We start from the raw sequence: 12,634 nt of genomic DNA, 5'->3' as shown, positions 1-12,634 counted from the left end.
GTAAAAAAAGGTACGAATCGATGCAAGAGATATATCTCGGTGTAGGGATGTTTACCATCATCGTACTGGTTTTGGTTGCGATTATTATGTTCGCAAAATCAAAGCTGGTACCTCAGGGTGATGTGGAAATCCTGATTAATGACGACGAAGACAAAAAAATCGTGACCCAGCCAGGCACTAAACTTCTGGGCGCGCTTGCTAATGCGGGTATTTTCGTCTCGTCAGCTTGTGGTGGTGGTGGTTCATGTGGCCAGTGTCGTGTCACAGTTAAAGAGGGTGGCGGTGACATATTGCCGACTGAACTTGACCACATTACTAAACGTGAAGCTCGTGAAGGCTGTCGTCTTTCCTGTCAGGTTAACGTTAAACAGGACATGGAAATTGAATTACCAGAAGAAGTTTTTGGTATTCGTAAGTGGGACTGTACGGTTAAGTCGAACGATAACGTAGCAACCTTCATTAAAGAGTTTATTGTTCAGTTACCGGAAGGCGAAGAAGTGCCTTTCCGCGCAGGAGGTTTCATTCAGATTGAAGCTCCACCGCATCACGTTAAATACAAAGACTTTGATATCTCCGAAGAATATCATGGAGATTGGGATCGTTTCGGTTTCTTTGATGTTGAGTCTAAAGTTGACGAAGAGGTTGTACGCGCTTATTCAATGGCTAACTATCCGGAAGAAAAAGGCATTATTATGCTGAACGTCCGTATAGCAACGCCGCCACCTAACGACTTAAGCTTGCCTGCAGGCAAAATGTCATCGTACATTTTCAGTCTGAAGCCAGGCGATAAAGTCACAATTTCAGGTCCATTTGGTGAATTCTTTGCCAAAGACACTGACGCTGAAATGGTCTTTATTGGTGGTGGTGCCGGTATGGCGCCAATGCGTTCTCATTTGTTTGATCAGATGCGTCGTATAAAAACGGATCGTAAAGTATCGTTCTGGTACGGTGCGCGCTCGAAAAAAGAAATGTTCTATGTTGAAGATTTCGACATGCTGGCCGAAGAGAACGAGAACTTTGACTGGCACGTGGCATTATCTGATCCACAACCGGAAGATAATTGGGAAGGCGATACTGGCTTTATTCACAACGTTCTTTATGAGCGTTATCTTAAAGACCACGACGCACCAGAAGATTGTGAGTTCTACATGTGTGGACCACCGGTTATGAACGCGGCAGTTATCAACTTGTTGAAAGACTTAGGCGTTGAAGACGAAAATATCATGTTGGATGACTTTGGTGGTTAATTCATGATGCTATCGAAATTGTCGATTGCTAAAATTTGGCTAGCCCTTCTGGGGCTGGCCTTTTTAGTTTCTTGTTCTGATTCACCTGAGAAAATATCCTTTAGCGGTAAGACTATGGGAACCACCTATAGTGTGACTGTCTACTCTAAGGATCCCAGACACAACAAAGAAGAGATTCAAAAGAAAGTTGATATAGTGCTCAAAAGAGTTAATGCACAAATGTCGACTTATGATCCAGAGTCTGAACTCTCCCAGTTTAATCAGTTTAAAAGTACCCAACCTATGGTTATTAGCCGCGACCTTGAACGGGTAGTTAATCGTGGTCTCGAAATTGCTGAGGAAACGGAAGGTGCTCTGGATATAACCGTTGGTCCCCTGGTGAATCTTTGGGGCTTTGGTCCTCAGGCTAGGCCAGAAAAAGAACCGTCTGAAGAAGAGTTGAATGCGGTTCGTGAAAAAACGGGCTATCAGAAACTACGCGTAGAAAATCATCAATTGATTAAGGATAACCCGGAGCTATACGTCGACCTGTCGACTATTGCCAAAGGCTATGGCGTCGACAGAGTTGCTCATTTATTAGATCAGTTGCGGATAAAGCAGTACTTGGTGGAAATTGGCGGTGAGGTTATTGCAAAAGGCGGCAAACCGGATGAAGCATTATGGCGCCTGGCTATAGAAAAACCGGTTTCAACGGAACGTGCGGTGCAACGTGTTGTCCAATTTAAAGACGGCGCTTTGGCGACATCGGGTGATTACCGGAACTATTATGAAGAAGATGGTAAGCGATATTCGCATATTATTGATCCGGTAACTGGTGCTCCAGTGCAGCATAACTTGGTTTCTACTTCAGTTTATGCTGAGGACACAATGTCTGCCGACGCTTATGCAACTGCATTATTTGTAATGGGAACGGAGAAAGCAAAGTCCTTCGCAAAAAAACACAATATGGCAGTTATGCTCATTTATAAAACCGATGACGGTTTTGAAGAGTATATGAGTGAAGCATTCAAGCCGTTGTTGGCTGAGCAGTAGTAGGAGTTTTAATGCAAACCTTTATAATGGTATTCGCCTTATTCATCATCGTTGTGCTGGCAATGGCCGTTGGCTATATTGTACAGCGCAAGACAATTTCCGGCAGCTGTGGTGGTATCGGCGCTCTGGGTATGGAAAAAGCCTGTGACTGTGATGAACCATGCGATAAGCGAAAAGATAGAATGAGAAAGGAACAAACCTGGAAAGAAAACCAGATTCATTGACCCTTTTAGTCATAAAGGTTATAAACATATAACTTTTAGTTAATTTGGAGGGTGGCATGAAACCAGTAGATATTCAGACAAACGCAAACGAACTTTATCTGGACTGTAATGCTACCACTCCGGTACTTCCCGAAATTATACAAGCTGTTTCGCATACGATGGAAACAGTTTTTGGTAATCCTTCAAGTAGCCATATTACGGGCTTAAAAGCTCGCTATATTCTGGATACCACGCGTCAGTTAGCTCGTAAAATTGTTGGTTTGCCTTCAGGGCGGCTTATTTTTACCAGTGGCGCGACAGAAGGCATTCAGACGGCCGTGGTTTCTGCAATTAATGCAGCTATGCAGGTTGCTCCCGATAAGCGAAAAAAATACCTGTTGTATGGTGCGACGGAACACAAAGCCGTGCCCCAAGCTTTAGCTCACTGGAACCAGTTACTTGGGCTGAAGGCAGAGCTTGTTGCCATTCCGGTTGATAAACAAGGCCTGTTGGATAACCAGTTTATTGCTGAGCATGTCAAAGATGCTGCCATGATATGCACTATGGCTGTTAACAACGAAACCGGTGTTATTCAGAACTTAAAACAACTGGAAGAAACGATACGTCAGCATAGCCCGGATGTACCCTGGATGGTTGATTGCGTTCAGGTATTAGGGAAAAAAGCTCTTAATTTAGATGAAACAACCATTGATTACGCTCCGTTTAGTGGTCATAAGCTTTATGGCCCCAAAGGTATCGGGTTTATGGCGGTTCGGGATTCAGCACCTTATACCCCTTTAATTATTGGTGGAGGGCAGGAGTCAGGCCTGCGTTCCGGAACCGAAAACTTACCCGGAATAGCAGCATTAAATGCATTATTTGAATTGATGCTGGATGGCAGTAACCGTCGCTTTCATAGTGAAGCTAAATTACAGGATTATCGATCTCAGTTGGTTGGAGCCCTGCGGTCAGCTTTCCCCTCTATTGTATTTAATCATGATTTTGAGCTGTCGGTTCCTACGACGCTGAACTTCTCCGTAGAAGGAGTTGCCTCGCGCGATATTATGGATGTTTTTGACGCCTGTCAGATAAGAGTGAGTTCAGGCTCTGCATGCAGTTCTAAGGTAACAAAAAGCTTTGTTTTAGACGCTATGGGGCTGGAAGAGTGGCGCAGCGGTTCCGCTATTCGATTATCTTTTGGTCCGGCAACGCGACAAGAGGAAATTACTGAGGCTTGTGTACGTATAAAACAAGCTGCTGACGCATTAAGAAATTCCTGTCTAATTGTTGCGGACACGAATAACGATAACGACGCTCAGTTAGATGGTGTTGTGCAACTGAAGTACGATGATCATTGCTGTTACCTGGTGATAGATAAGCAAGCTAAAGAAATAGCCGTTATCGATCCTCATCCGGCTTTGGCTGGCAGAATTGAGAATATTGTCAGCTGCCAGCACTATCGAGTGAAAGCTGTGGTATCGACATCAGCTGATTCAATTACCAGCCAGTCCATCGAGTTGTTATTGCCAATACTTATGCCTGACCAGTCTATAGACGAGTATGATGTATTTGGCTGGCCGCATTCTGCGGCCGATTCGTGCGACGCGGTTCCGGTTGAGTGCGAAGGCAGCGTCATTGGCTGTGTGAGTATTGGTGAGCGGCGTTTATTTCGAGTCGGTAGCCGTAATCCGGTTTATGTATTAAGTGAATCAGCCACACTGAAAAGTCGGGTTGCGTCAGACTTTTTATTTACGGGGGCTGAGGCAGCATCAAGCGCTTATGAGTGTTTTATCGGAGAGAATACGCTTATTTGCCCGGGACAGGATTCGGAGCACCATATCGTTTACACTCCTTGTGAATTAAACGGCGACTGTCGTGTTGATGATGGCGTTAATATTCCGGTCGGAGATACTGACGAATTCTGGCATCGCGATGATTTGTTAATTGTTGATGTGCGAGAGCGGCAGGAGCACGTGTTGTCCGATATTCCCTGTAATGCAGAGGTGGTTAATGTACCATTGACTGAAGTCATTCAGTTTATACACAGTAACTCACACTTGCGAGAACGCGATATTATTTGCTTATGTCGCTCGGGCAACAGAAGCCAGGTTGTCGCTAACGTGCTTAAGCGGCACGGATTTAATAGCCGTCACTTATTAGGTGGGCTGGCTTTATTAAGTTCTCCAGCCGCTTAATGTACGTGAACTGTTAGAGCTTAGGGCGCTGTTGCGGCGCCTGCCATTGCAAACGGCCAACGTAGCCGTCTTTACCAACCAGCCAGCAACTGATATCCCCATGACACTGAATATTCCAGATGTTGTCATCAGAGAGCTTAAACCATTTCTTAGTTTGTAGGTTAAGTGCCGCCGCGCCCTGGGGGTTAGACGTTAGTAACCAGGAACCGTTGTGATCGATAAGGCTCAAGCTATAAAGAGCGCCTTTAATTGGTGGCCCGGGCAAGGCTTCAAATTCGTTATTTTGATAATGCCATAAACGGTTTTCATCGCCAGAAGCATCATTTAAGTCACCACCAGCAATATAAAAGGTTTTATCGTCAATAGGCCACACACTGGTAATGCCCGCCATAGGGCCTGCTTCCATTGGTGTTTCTACCACACGAAAGCGAATGCCAAACGAGCCTTTAATTAATACTCGAGCTTTATCAGCATTACCCGTTGCAATCATCCAGTTGTCGTTATTAAAGCGGGCACAGCTGCCACTTGAGGCGAAACCACCTTCATTAGATTGAGGCGGCTCGGCGACCGCGCTGCGAACTTGCATCCAGTTGCGACCATCGGCACTGCGTACCATCCGCCATTCATCTCCAACACTGTCGCCATGTACCCAGGCTTCGCCGCTAGGAGAAAGTGCCATGCAGTTGAAGAAGCTGTCCGCTTCGCCGCGATAACGCAGACGCCAACTGTTACCGCCATTCTCAGTATAGTAAATACGTGACTGACCTCCTGTACCAACACTTAATGCATAGGCGCGGCGGTCATCAATAGCTTCAATATCGCGAAAATCCAGATCATTAGGTCCGGGTTGAAAATATTCCCAGCTTTTCCCTGAATCTGTGGTTCTGGCTACGGTTCCTTTCTCACCGGAGATCCAAATAGTATCGCGACTAACAGGACTTACCCCCACCCATTGTTGCTGGCGGACGTTATCAAAAATTTCGATTTCCGGAGGCTCAGCAACTGCTGACAAACTGAACAATGCGCTGAAAGGCAAAGCGAGCCTAAGTATATTAACGGCTCGCTGCTGTAGCTTCGATGTCATAGACGTAACCTAATTAATTATGCATGTTATTGAGTGTAACACGTTTCCTTTTTACCGATACGTCAGTTCGAAGCTGCCGGTTTACTGGGCGTCGAAACACAATCCATTATCAGAAATGCTGTCGTCACTCATCAGATACAAATAAGTTGGCATCAGATCTTTTGGTGTTTTAAGTGACTTCGCGTCTTCTGCCGGATACGCTTTTGCACGCATCGCTGTGCGGGTCGCGCCGGGGTTAATGACGTTGGTGCGTAATTTGGTATCTTCATACTCGTCGGCAATAACCTGAGCCATACCTTCGGTAGCAAATTTACTGACAGAATATGGTCCCCAGAATGCCCGGCCTTTTCTTCCTACGCCGGAAGACGTGAAAACTAAGGATGCATTCGGAGACTTTTCCATTACCGGAATCAGTGCCTGAGTCATGGCAAACTGACCCGTTACGTTAACCTGCATAATGTCGTCCCAGCTGTCTTTTTCAATGTGAGTAAAAGGGGACAGAATGCCAAGTAGCCCAGCGTTATGCAGCACGCCGTCTAGTTTACCGAACTGATCGGCAATGGTGGCCGCCATATCACGATAATGATTTTCTGTTGCGCCTTTTAAATCAAGCGGAATAATTGCTGGTTGAGGGCTTTCCTGAGCGATAATTTCATCGTAAACCGATTCCAACTTGCTAACAGTACGCCCCAGTAAAATAACTGTGGCACCATGTTCAGCGTAGCTCAGCGCGGCTTGACGACCAATTCCGTCGCCTGCACCAGTAACTAAAATAACCTTATTTTTCAATAATTCAGGGCTAGCCTGATAATCATGTACGGTTTTAATTTCCATAACAGTTTCTTAATACCATTGGACTGTGGTCGGGTGAGTGGGCTATTGTAACGATATTCGAGTAACTTCTCAGCAAACGAACGAAAAATCGGTAAAAAGCCTTTCATCTTATTTGATACAGGTGTATAAAAATCGTTAAGAGAAGACGTAAAATAACAAATCATAAAAAGAATTGAGGATACCTCATGAAGAAATTATTACTCCCGCTTGCAATTGGTTCTGCACTTAGCCTTGTAGGCTGTGGTAGCGGTGACGAAGCTCCTGTTACAGAAACCGAAGTTAGCGTTGCTGCGTCACGCGTGGTTTTTGACCCGTCCAATGGTGAAATACCAATTCCAACAAACATTTTGTTGGGTGAGAATGATGGTACTTTGGATCTTCCAATTGGTGATCCTAACTCAGCTCAAGCAGCTACACGGATTGCGTTGAACGGTCTTGATGGTTGGGGAACTCACTCGCCTTTGAGCTTTGAGCTTTCTTTACCTGTTGACCAAAATGGTGAAAAAGTGTCATTGGACCCGGCAAGTGTTGAAGCTCAGGGCGCTGTTCGAGTATTCAAAACTGTTCAGGGTGGACAAGTTGACGTTGAGTCTTGCGTTTCAACTAACCCTGTAGTTGGTGCTTTACACGAAGCTCAGTTAGCTGCCGGTGAAAGCTCTACCATTGCATCAAGCCCAGCGGCGGTTTGTTCAATTAGTGAAGAACTTATTCATGGAGAGGACTTTCAGGTTCAAGCTACAGGTGCTGGCTCTTTTGTCGTTATTCCAACGCAACCTTTTGAGCCAGAAACAGGCTATTTAGTGGCGTTAACGGACAATATTCAAGACTCTTTAGGTCGTCGTGTAAAGGCATCGCAAACATACACGTTAATGAAACGTTCGGTGGCTGAATACCCAGCTTCGGACGAAGATGATGCTCGTAATTTACAAAGCTTAATTAATGTTTATGAAGCGGCATTGACCGTAGGGGCAAATGTTGACGCTGAAGATGTCATTTACAGCTCCAACTTTACTACTCAGTCAGTAGGCACAGCTTTAGGTGCTGTGAAAAGCTTGTATGCTCAGCGAGTTCCCGCGGGAGCAGTTCCAGCATTAGGATTGGGCCCGCACCCAGACGGAGCTGCAACCGTTGGTGATCTGCTGGACCCAGAAAAATACAGTCAAGATGCGATTCAGGTTGCATCTGCGGCTAATGTTTATGTCGGTAAAGTCGAATTACCGTATTACTCTCCTGTTCCTACAGCGGAGAACCCAACTGCTCCACTAACCGGCCGCTGGACAGCGAAATGTGATAGCGCAGCTGCGATACTTAATGCTGTAGCAGATGGAGAAGTAAACCCGGCAGAAGCAGGCATTACTGCGGAAATGCTGGCTAATCCAGAATTATTAGTAATGGAAAATGAAGGTGGGTGTTTTAATCTGTCTGATTCAGATGATCAGCCAATTGACCCGGAACGTCATGTCACTAAATACAGTCCAATTCCTGAAAAGCAATCAGATGAAGAGGTTACTGTATTTGCGACAACACCTAATGTTGCTGTAGCCAACATGATACGTCCAAGCTTCGGTTTAGAGCCTTTATCTGCTCCTGCCGACGGTTGGCCAGTAGTGATTTTTCAGCATGGCATTACGGCAGACAAGAACAGTGCTGCGGCAATTGCAGGAACCCTTGCTGTGGCAGGTTATGCAATGGTTGCAATTGATCATCCGCTGCATGGCGATAGAGCTTTCGGAGAAATCAACGCTTCGAGCGAGGCCGGTGCAATTAATTACATGAACTTACAAAGCTTACTGACCACGCGAGATAACGTAAGACAATCAATTTCTGACCTTATCGGCCTTCGCTTAAGTTTAAGTAATGCGTCATTCCCTGATAGCAGCACCATAAATGCTCAAGATGTTCATTTTGTTGGGCATTCATTAGGCGCCATTGCTGGAACTGGCTTTACAACCATTGCGAATGCTCCGTTTAGTAAGAGCCAGTTAGAGCCATTGGCTCCGATGTTTAAAGTGCAGGCGTCTGCGCTTGGCATGCCTGGCGGTAGTTTAGCTAATTTCCTACTTGCATCTGAAGAATTTGGACCTGTTATTAAAGGTAATATTGCTTATAACGCGAGTGAGGCGTTTTCGGCAGGAGTTGATGCTCAAGCTGATGCCGCAGGTATAGAGAAAAATACAGCGGCTTATCTTGAACTTTTAGCAGCCGCTTATGCAGAGTTTGAAGCCAATGGTGACCCGGACGCAGTTGGTGAACTGCAAGCGAGTTTGAATCAGTTTGCTTTCGCAGCACAAACGGTTGTCGATTCTGCCGATCCAATTAATTATGCGAAAAGTTTGAGAGCTCTCGGGACACCGTTGTTAGCGATAGAAGCGGTCGGTGATTCAGTGATTCCAAATAACGTTCCTCCTCTTGGCGGTACTGAACCTCTGGCTGCGCTGCTAGGTTTAGATGGCATCTCAACCACAACAGCGTCTGAAGATGGTACACCGGTAAGTGGTATCGTTCGCTTTGGTGGTGACGCAGAGCACGGCTCGCTGGTTGACGCAGGTCCATCTGCGGAAGTCACAGCAGAAATGCAGCAACAAATTGCTTTCTGGTTTGCTGCCGACATGTTGCAGTTACCAGTAACCAACGAAGAAGTGGTAGAATAATCTCAGGTTATTGAACACTTGGTATTCAAAGGCCGGCAGTTATGCTGGCCTTTTTCGTTTTAGGAGAGTGGTATGGATTTTGTTGCTGATATTGGAGGCTTTTTACTAAAAGCCGCTATTATTGTTGTGGCTGTTGGTTTTATTGTGGGCCTTATTGCTCAGGCGGCGCAGAAGCAGAAAAAGAGTAAAGGCGATTTGCAAGTCACGCATTTATCTAAAGAGCTGAATGAGCTGAGTGAACAGTTGAAAATTGAGCTTATGGATAAAAAAGCTCAGAAAAAAGCACTGAAAGCGTTAAAGAAAAAGAAGGCTGTGCAGAATAAAGAGAAACGTCTTTTTGTTATTGATTTTAAAGGCAGCATGGATGCAAAAGAGGTCGACAGTTTACGCCATGAAGTCAACGCTATTCTAAACTTGGCCACCGAGAAAGACGAAGTACTGGTAAGGCTGGAAAGCGGCGGTGGTGTGGTTAATGGTTATGGTCTGGCGGCGGCTCAGTTGCTGCGTTTAAGAGAGCATAACTTAACCGTTAATGTTGCTATAGATAAAGTGGCTGCAAGCGGCGGTTATATGATGGCCTGTGTTGGTCATAAGCTCATGGCGGCACCTTTTGCCTTTATCGGTTCAATAGGCGTGGTTGCGCAAATACCGAATTTTCATCGGCTTTTGAAAAAGCATAATGTCGATTTTGAGCAATTAACCGCGGGTGAATATAAGCGCACTTTGACTATCTTTGGTGAAAATACTGATGAAGGGCGTCGTAAGTTTAAACAGGATTTAGAGGCCATTCACCGTCAGTTTAAGTCTTTTGTTCAGGAAAATCGTAGCGAGCTGGATATAGACAAAGTAGCAACAGGCGAGGTCTGGTCAGGTCAGGAAGCAAAAGAGCTTGGCTTAATTGATGAAGTGATAACCAGTGACGCGTGGTTAATGAAACAGCATAAAGGTTTTGACGTATTAAAATTACAGTATGTTATCCGTAAACCGCTAAGTGAACGTTTTGCGAAAGGTATGTCTGTTATTATTCATACCTTAAAATCTTCCTTAACCCGGTCAGATGTCGCACAATAGAAGGTGTTCAGCGAGGCTTACAGTTTTATAGCTGCTTATTTAAAAGCTTTCTGCTAGGCTGTCGCAGTTTTTTAGAATGAATAATAAAGGACGCTTATGAGCGAAAAGAAAAAACTCAGTCTGACTAGCCGCATTGTTATCGGCATGGTCGCTGGGATCATTCTCGGTACCATTATTCGTTACGTTGCCGGTGATAATGCCTGGGTTTCTTTGTATTTAACCAATGGTCTTTTCGACGTTGTTGGTCAAATATTCATTACCTCTTTGAAAATGCTGGTTGTGCCATTGGTGTTTGTATCACTGGTGGTCGGTACCTGTTCCTTAAGTGACCCTAGTAAGCTTGGGCGCTTAGGCGGAAAAGCAGTGGGCATGTATATGGTCACCACGGCCATAGCAATTACTTTTGCAATTGGCTCGGCAATTCTGGTGCAACCGGGCTCGGGTATTGAGCGCGCTTCAGATGCCAGCTTTGAGCCCAGTGAAGCACCATCGGTCAGCGAAGTCATTGTTAATTTGTTTCCCGACAACCCCATTAACGCTATGGCTGAAGGCAATATGCTGCAGATTATTGTGTTTGCATTGCTGTTCGGTATTTCTATGGCTCTGGTTGGTAAACCGGGTGAACGTTTGAAAGGCTTTTTTGATGATTTAAATTCGGTCATCATGAAGTTGGTTGTTATTTTAATGAACCTGGCGCCTTATGGTGTATTTGCGTTAATGGCTAAGCTGTTTACGGAAATTGGCGTGGAAATGATAGGCAGTCTGGCGAAGTACTTCCTGCTTGTGCTGTTTGTGCTGCTCGCTCATGGTTTAATTGTTTACCCCTTATTTATGCGCGTTCTGGCACGGGTTAAGCCGGGTATCTTTATGCGTAAGATGCGGGATGCCCAACTGTTTGGCTTTAGCACAGCAAGCAGTAATGCGACTATGCCTATCACATTAGAAACCGTTACCCGTCGTTTAGGTGTTAGTAACAGTGTCGGTTCCTTCACTGTGCCGCTGGGCGCTACCATCAACATGGATGGTACGGCTATTATGCAAGGTGTTGCTACCGTCTTTATTGCGCAGGTTTATGGCCTGGACTTAGGTGTTGCTGAATACCTGATGGTGATTATGACTGCAACTCTTGCATCGGTCGGTACTGCCGGAGTGCCCGGGGTTGGGCTTATCATGCTCGCCATGGTGCTGCAGCAAGTTGGTTTACCGGTTGAAGGTATTGGCCTTATTATCGGTGTGGATCGCTTGTTGGATATGACCCGAACCGCAGTTAACGTAACCGGTGACGCTATGGTCAGCTGTGTGGTTGCGCGCTCAGAAGGCGACTTTGATGAAGATGTTTATTATGACAACGACGCTGGCAAAAAGCTGGAAGAGCTCTAACGGCTGACGTTTTTCCGGTTATTACTTTGAGAGCCGGTGCACACTCAAGCGTGCACCGGTACTCCTGAGTGAAAACGTAGCTCAGTATCTTCAGACATAATCAATTCTGCTTCCCACTCTCTGAACTGATTAACCCGCTCGGTAATGTCCGTATCGCTTAGCTTCTGCGCTAACTCGAGGTAATCCTGATAATGGCGTGCTTCTGAACGTAGCAGGGACACGTAAAAGCGAGCTATATCCTCATCCAGATAAGGAGCCAGTGCGGCAAAGCGCTCACAAGAGCGCGCTTCAATAAGAGCGCCTATAATTAACTTATCAATTAAGGCCTGCGGCTCGTATGTACGTACATGCCGGATCAGGCTGGCCGCATAACGCGATGCGCTGAGCTTATAAAGGGGCACATCACGCGCCTGCATTATTTCAAGAACCTGCTGGAAGTGATGTAGCTCTTCCCGAATTAAACGGGACATTTTATCAATAATTTCGTCGGCGTATGGTTGTGACTCTGCGGCTTGTAAAGCGTGAGACAGCTGCTTGCTTTGTTTAAGTTGTTGAAAATCTCCGATACCGCGATAAACCAGGTCTTCGTATGGCTGCAGAGCGTCAAGCAGGGTTTGTCCGTGATCTTTATTAACGGCATAACGGCGCAGCAATAAGGCTGCACTTTGAGCCGCTTTTAACTCACAGTGCAAATGGTCCAGTAAGATGACGGGCAGATTCTCAGCCAGCGACGCTTGCTTAACCCACTCAGGAGGCGTTCGGCAAAGTAAAAACGAGTGTATTGGGTCGAGTAGATTTAGATAGGGTTCGACGAGACTATAGTTCACAGCGATCCTTCTTGGCGTAAAAGGTGTAATAAGAAATTAACAACTAACCCTTTGTTCTATAACAAAAGGCCTTGACAGAATACCGGTGGTGCTGAATATTAGATACATGG

Annotated in this window: 10 protein-coding genes; 7 read left to right on the top strand and 3 right to left on the bottom strand. The window is 45.6% G+C overall.

The features are described 5' to 3' along the window. Positions 1-20: 20 nt before the first annotated feature. From nqrF to IL_RS05340, 4 genes are read left to right on the top strand one after another with little or no spacing between them, the layout of a single operon-like run. Positions 21-1,247 carry an NADH:ubiquinone reductase (Na(+)-transporting) subunit F gene (nqrF, locus tag IL_RS05355; RefSeq protein WP_011234296.1) on the top strand — a complete coding sequence of 409 codons (1,227 nt, stop codon included), beginning with the start codon at positions 21-23 and terminating at the stop codon, positions 1,245-1,247. Positions 1,248-1,250: 3 nt separating this feature from the next. Further along, positions 1,251-2,279 (top strand): FAD:protein FMN transferase, encoded by a 1,029-nt coding sequence (locus IL_RS05350; protein ID WP_011234295.1) that lies wholly within the window; start codon positions 1,251-1,253, stop codon positions 2,277-2,279. Between the two features lie 11 nt (positions 2,280-2,290). After that, positions 2,291-2,503, top strand: coding sequence for a (Na+)-NQR maturation NqrM (gene nqrM, locus IL_RS05345; RefSeq protein ID WP_011234294.1), 213 nt, complete (start codon positions 2,291-2,293; stop codon positions 2,501-2,503). Between the two features lie 56 nt (positions 2,504-2,559). Beyond that, on the top strand, positions 2,560-4,677 hold the full coding sequence (locus IL_RS05340) for an aminotransferase class V-fold PLP-dependent enzyme (RefSeq protein ID WP_011234293.1): 2,118 nt from the start codon (positions 2,560-2,562) through the stop codon (positions 4,675-4,677). Positions 4,678-4,690: 13 nt separating this feature from the next. Here the strand turns inward: IL_RS05340 and IL_RS05335 are convergent, their stop codons facing one another. After that, on the bottom strand, positions 4,691-5,761 hold the full coding sequence (locus IL_RS05335) for a WD40/YVTN/BNR-like repeat-containing protein (RefSeq protein WP_011234292.1): 1,071 nt from the start codon (positions 5,759-5,761) through the stop codon (positions 4,691-4,693). Between the two features lie 81 nt (positions 5,762-5,842). Next, positions 5,843-6,595: a YciK family oxidoreductase gene (locus IL_RS05330; RefSeq protein WP_011234291.1), complete on the bottom strand. Its 753-nt coding sequence runs from the start codon at positions 6,593-6,595 to the stop codon at positions 5,843-5,845. A 185-nt stretch (positions 6,596-6,780) separates the two neighbouring features. Between IL_RS05330 and IL_RS05325 the strand changes: the two genes are divergently transcribed. The 3 genes from IL_RS05325 to IL_RS05315 all read left to right on the top strand — a co-directional run bounded on the left by IL_RS05325 (position 6,781) and on the right by IL_RS05315 (position 11,697). Beyond that, positions 6,781-9,246, top strand: a complete 2,466-nt coding sequence (locus IL_RS05325) for a VolA/Pla-1 family phospholipase (RefSeq protein WP_011234290.1) — start codon at positions 6,781-6,783, stop codon at positions 9,244-9,246. Positions 9,247-9,318: 72 nt separating this feature from the next. Then, positions 9,319-10,317: a protease SohB gene (gene sohB / locus IL_RS05320; protein ID WP_011234289.1), complete on the top strand. Its 999-nt coding sequence runs from the start codon at positions 9,319-9,321 to the stop codon at positions 10,315-10,317. Between the two features lie 96 nt (positions 10,318-10,413). Next, positions 10,414-11,697, top strand: a complete 1,284-nt coding sequence (locus IL_RS05315) for a dicarboxylate/amino acid:cation symporter (RefSeq protein WP_011234288.1) — start codon at positions 10,414-10,416, stop codon at positions 11,695-11,697. Positions 11,698-11,741: 44 nt separating this feature from the next. On the opposite strand, the gene miaE is transcribed toward IL_RS05315, so the two are convergent. After that, positions 11,742-12,524 (bottom strand): tRNA isopentenyl-2-thiomethyl-A-37 hydroxylase MiaE, encoded by a 783-nt coding sequence (gene miaE / locus IL_RS05310; RefSeq protein WP_011234287.1) that lies wholly within the window; start codon positions 12,522-12,524, stop codon positions 11,742-11,744. Positions 12,525-12,634: the final 110 nt, after the last annotated feature.

The organism is Idiomarina loihiensis L2TR (assembly GCF_000008465.1).
Classification (GTDB): domain Bacteria; phylum Pseudomonadota; class Gammaproteobacteria; order Enterobacterales; family Alteromonadaceae; genus Idiomarina; species Idiomarina loihiensis.
Note: the sequence above shows the minus strand (reverse complement) of the source record. Positions and strands in the feature narration are given on the sequence as shown.

Excerpts from the sequence above, each read along its gene's own strand:
- sohB (WP_011234289.1), top strand. The coding sequence starts at position 9,319 with ATGGATTTTGTTGCTGATATTGGAGGCTTTTTACTAAAAGCCGCTATT.
- IL_RS05350 (WP_011234295.1), top strand. The coding sequence starts at position 1,251 with ATGATGCTATCGAAATTGTCGATTGCTAAAATTTGGCTAGCCCTTCTG.
- IL_RS05325 (WP_011234290.1), top strand. The coding sequence starts at position 6,781 with ATGAAGAAATTATTACTCCCGCTTGCAATTGGTTCTGCACTTAGCCTT.
- IL_RS05335 (WP_011234292.1), bottom strand. The coding sequence starts at position 5,761 with ATGACATCGAAGCTACAGCAGCGAGCCGTTAATATACTTAGGCTCGCT.
- IL_RS05340 (WP_011234293.1), top strand. The coding sequence starts at position 2,560 with ATGAAACCAGTAGATATTCAGACAAACGCAAACGAACTTTATCTGGAC.
- IL_RS05315 (WP_011234288.1), top strand. The coding sequence starts at position 10,414 with ATGAGCGAAAAGAAAAAACTCAGTCTGACTAGCCGCATTGTTATCGGC.
- nqrM (WP_011234294.1), top strand. The coding sequence starts at position 2,291 with ATGCAAACCTTTATAATGGTATTCGCCTTATTCATCATCGTTGTGCTG.
- IL_RS05330 (WP_011234291.1), bottom strand. The coding sequence starts at position 6,595 with ATGGAAATTAAAACCGTACATGATTATCAGGCTAGCCCTGAATTATTG.
- nqrF (WP_011234296.1), top strand. The coding sequence starts at position 21 with ATGCAAGAGATATATCTCGGTGTAGGGATGTTTACCATCATCGTACTG.